This is a genomic window from Sinorhizobium psoraleae (genome assembly GCF_013283645.1).
Taxonomy (GTDB): domain Bacteria; phylum Pseudomonadota; class Alphaproteobacteria; order Rhizobiales; family Rhizobiaceae; genus Sinorhizobium; species Sinorhizobium psoraleae.
Window position 1 is genome coordinate 1 of the sequence record NZ_JABEKV010000038.1, and the last position, 4025, is coordinate 4025.

Annotated in this window: 2 protein-coding genes and 2 pseudogenes; all 4 read left to right on the forward strand. The window is 60.0% G+C overall.

Annotated elements, in window-relative coordinates; translation table 11 throughout:
* Positions 1 to 348: pseudogene (locus tag ILFOPFJJ_RS35895) on the forward strand (hypothetical protein); the annotation flags it as partial.
* The gene (locus ILFOPFJJ_RS35900; protein ID WP_246300031.1) at positions 299 to 637 is read left to right on the forward strand and encodes a Ulp1 family isopeptidase; all 339 of its coding nucleotides are present in this window, start codon (positions 299 to 301) and stop codon (positions 635 to 637) included. The pseudogene ILFOPFJJ_RS35895 and the gene ILFOPFJJ_RS35900, both read left to right, overlap by 50 nt.
* A 366-nt stretch (positions 638 to 1003) precedes the next feature.
* Positions 1004 to 2500 (forward strand): hypothetical protein, encoded by a 1497-nt coding sequence (locus ILFOPFJJ_RS34360; protein ID WP_173514837.1) that lies wholly within the window; start codon positions 1004 to 1006, stop codon positions 2498 to 2500.
* A 159-nt stretch (positions 2501 to 2659) separates the two neighbouring features.
* Positions 2660 to 4025: pseudogene (locus ILFOPFJJ_RS34365) on the forward strand (Ulp1 family isopeptidase); the annotation flags it as partial.

Below are 4025 nucleotides of genomic sequence, written 5' to 3' on the forward strand. Positions count from 1 at the left end.
CGACGCATCGGCGGTCGGAACCACGGCCCACGGCTTCGGCCGCAGTGCACGATCGGCGCGGGGTCTGTGCTCGGCGCCACCGAGTGGCTGAGCGACGCCCATATCCAGACGGATTACGATTTGCTGGAGGAGCACCTGCAGCGGATCGATCCGACGCTCGCCGCCCGAACACGGCTGGTGAGTCCGTCGGTCTCCCATCTGCTGCGCCACTTGGGGCTGCAGGACGCGCGAGCCACGTTGCAGTCCATCTATGGTCAAAGCCAGGCCCCGGCCGACTTCCTGTTCCTGCCGGTGAACAATGGCACTTGCTACTCGCGCCGGCACGCATTGGTCGCTGCTGTTCGTTGATGGCCGCAACCCGCAAAGCCGGGTCGCCTACCACTACGACTCCCTCCAGCAAGCGGGCTATAACGAGGCGCCTGCACGACAGCTGGCAGAGCGGCTGGGTGCCACCCTGGCGCCGGCCCGCATGCCCCGGCAGTCGAACGATCATGACTGCGGTGTGTTTGTGGTGGACGGCACGCGGGCGCTGGTCCAACGACTGCTCGCGAGAAAGCGGCCAGACCATGAGCCGCTGCACCTCGACAACCTCGTGGCCGATCGCCAGGCGCTGCAAAACCGGCTGACAAGGCTTTGATCTGGACTGGCAAAACCGTCCGCTGAGGCAGTCGATTTGGCCGGACACCGGATCCTGCTGCGGGTACTCGTCTGCTCCGCAGCTCGTCCGACCGGGGCGCTTGAACTCAACGAGCAAGAACCCGCCAGCAATCAACGGTCGGGCGCAACCCGTAACCGGCTCGCGGAGCTTCTCTGGATCGCATGTGAATTTCGCCGCATGGGCCGTAGCCGGCTCACGACGGGACTCTGGCGCGTGTCCGGACACCGTCGGTTCAACTCGCCTACGTCTTGGCGCGGCATGCTGTCGCCGTCACGTTCTAGACAGCTTCCCATGTCAGATCAAAGCTCAGCTTCAAACGGGCTTAGATTGCTGAAAGTGAGACCGATGGAATTCCCCTCGACCAAGCGGGTGCGTGGACAATCGGACAGCGCGGGCCGGCAAGAGAACTCACCCGCGGGTCCGTCCGCAGGTGCGGCGGCCTTTGCGCGGCAACTGAGCGACATCGCCGGTTCAGGTGGAGGTGGTGGATCAATGCCGCCCGCCGCGGCGCCGCAGCCGGCTCAGTCAAGTCAGCTTTCGAAAAGGCTCAGCAAGCGCCCTCTTCATCCCGAGGATGCTCCCCTTATTCTAGGGCTTGAGGAAGCCCTCATCAACGCCAAGGCGGCCGAGCACACCGCCAGGAATAATGCAAGTACTCTTTTCAGCTTTGGCCACTGGCTCTTCGCAAACAAGAAAGATCCCATCAAAGACCGGCTCAACGACGAGTCGCTGATCGATGATGCGCGCGAGTTCAGCGGAGCGGGTGATCCCGCGGGGCTGTTTACGGCAATAGGTCATCTCCGGACCTCGCAGTCAATCGGCGGAATCGTGCTGCCGCAGCCGGTCCGGTCAACTGAGTTTCGTAGGAAACTGCTTCTTCACCCGGTGGATGCTGAGCTTGTTTTGGTGCTTGAGAAGGCCCTTATCAATGCCTCAGAGCGCACCGCAAAGGGCTATGTACGCTCGCTTCTCAGCTTTGCCCACTGGCTCTTCGCAAACAACAAAGATCCCATTAGGGATCGGCTCAATCACGAGTCGCTGACCGGTGATGCGCGCGAGTTCGGAGGAGCGGGTGATCCAGCGAGGCTGTCTACGGTATTAGGTCATCGCCGGAGCTCACAGTCGACGGGGAGCGTCGTGCCGATCGTGAGCCGCGCTAAGCTGAACCCTTACCCTGAAGACGGATATCTCATCGAAGAATACAGAAACGAGGCAGCGCCAAATACCGGCAGTAGGAATGCACATGCATCTTTTCTTCGCAGCTTCAGTGACTACCTGCGTCAAAACAGCAAGAAGAGTATTGCTGGTCGACTTTCCGGGAAGGCGTTGGATGGAGATGTCGAGAGCTTCAAGCGCGACGCCGGTGGTAACGCGACGATCAGCGCCGCACTGGCTCATCTTCGAAAATCTCAGGCCGGCGCTAAAGCGATGGAGCGCGAGCGCCATATTGGCCCGGTTCGTGATCCCGGAGACGCGGCACCGATGGAGCAGATGCGGGTCGTCGAGGCCGCTACTTCACTTAAGTTTTTGAGAAGGCTCAGCAAGCACCCTCTTCATCCCGAGGATGCTAAGCCAATTTTGGGGCTCGGGGAGGCCCTCATCAGGGGCAAGGCCTCCCAGGGCACGGCCAGGAATAACGTAAATACTCTTCTCAGCTTCGGCCATTGGCTCTTCAAAAGCAACAAAGATCCCATTACGAGTCGGCTCGACCAGCGGTCGCTGAGCGATGATGCGCGCGAGTTCATTGGAGAGGGTGATGACGCCAGGCTGTTTGCTGCAATAGGTCATCTCCGGACCTCGCTGTCGACGGGGGGCGTCGTGCCGATCGCAGGCCGCGCTTAGCTGAATCCTTATCCCCAGGACAGGGCTCTCATCGAGGAGTATAAAGCCGAAGCATTAACAGTAACAACCAGTGCCTATGCAACTGCTCTTAGGAGATTCAGTGACTACCTGCGTCAAAACAACAAGCGGGGTATTGCTGGTCGGCTTTCCGGCAAGGCGTTGGACGAAGATGTCAAGAGTTACAGGGAGGACGCCGATGGTGATCGGAAGATCAGTCCCGCACTGGCTCAGCTCCGAAAGTCGCAGGCCGGCGCTAAAGCGATGGAGCGCGAGAGCCACATTCCCCCCGCTCCTGATCCCGAAGACGCGGCACCGATGGAGCCTATGAGGGTCGGCGAAGCCGCTACGCAGCACAGCGCGTTGCAGGCTGGCAGTTGGCCGAAGGAGCTTCCTTCGAACGCCGACGATCCAAATGTGCGTTTCGGGCTGATGGACGAACCGGGCCCGTCGTCCTTGGCGCCGCGGCCGGCTCAATCTAGTGAGTTTTTGGGATGGCTCAGCAGGCACCCTCTTCATCCCCAGGATGCCAAGCTAATTTTGGGGCTTGAGGAGGCCCTCATCAGGGGCGAGGCCGCCAAGCGCACCGCCAAGAATAATGTAAGTACTCTTCTCAGCTTTGGCCACTGGCTCTTCGCAAATAACAAAGATCCCATCAAAGACCGGCTCAACAACGAGTCGCTGATCGATGATGCGCGCGAGTTCAGCGGAGCGGGTGATCCCGCGAGGCTGTTTATGGCAATAGGTCATCTCCGGACCTCGCAGTCGACGGGGAGCGTCGTGCCGATCGCAGGTCGCGCTGAGCTGAATCCTTACCCTGAGGACGGGGCTCTCATCGAAGAATACAGAAACGAAGCAACGACAAATACCGGGAGTAGGAATGCATACGCATCTTTTCTTCGCGGCTTCAGTGACTACCTGCGTGAAAACAACAAGAAGGGTATTGCTGGTCGGCTTCCGGCAAGGGCGTTGGATGGAGATGTCGAGAGCTTCAAGCACGACGCCGGTGGCAGCGCGACGATCAGCGCGGCACTGGCCAATCTTCGAAAATCTCAGGCCGGCGCTAAAGCGATGGAGCGCGAGCGGCATATTCCCCTAGTTTCTGATCCCGAAGTCGCGCCGCCGATGGAGCCGAAGCGGGTCGGCGAGGCCGCTGGTCAGCACAGCGCCTCCCTGGACACTCGCAGCTGGCCAAAGGGGGCTTCTGCAAAAGGCCACGATCAGGATGTGCATTTGAAGCCGATAGACGGACGCGACCCGTCGTCCTCGGCGGTTCAGTCGGCGCAGTCGACTAGGATTGTGAAAGGGAAATACAAGCAGCCTCTTTATTCAGAGGACTCTGAGCTTATTTCGCGGCTAGAGAAGGCCCTCGCCAGAGCCGAAAACAAAGAACGCACCGCCAGGGACTATGTACGTCCGCTTCGCAGCTTTGGCCGCTGGCTGTTCAAAAATAATAAAACGAGCATTGTTGCCCGGCTCGACAACAAGTCGCTGACCGATGGCGGTGAGGTGCTCGAGTTCATCGGAA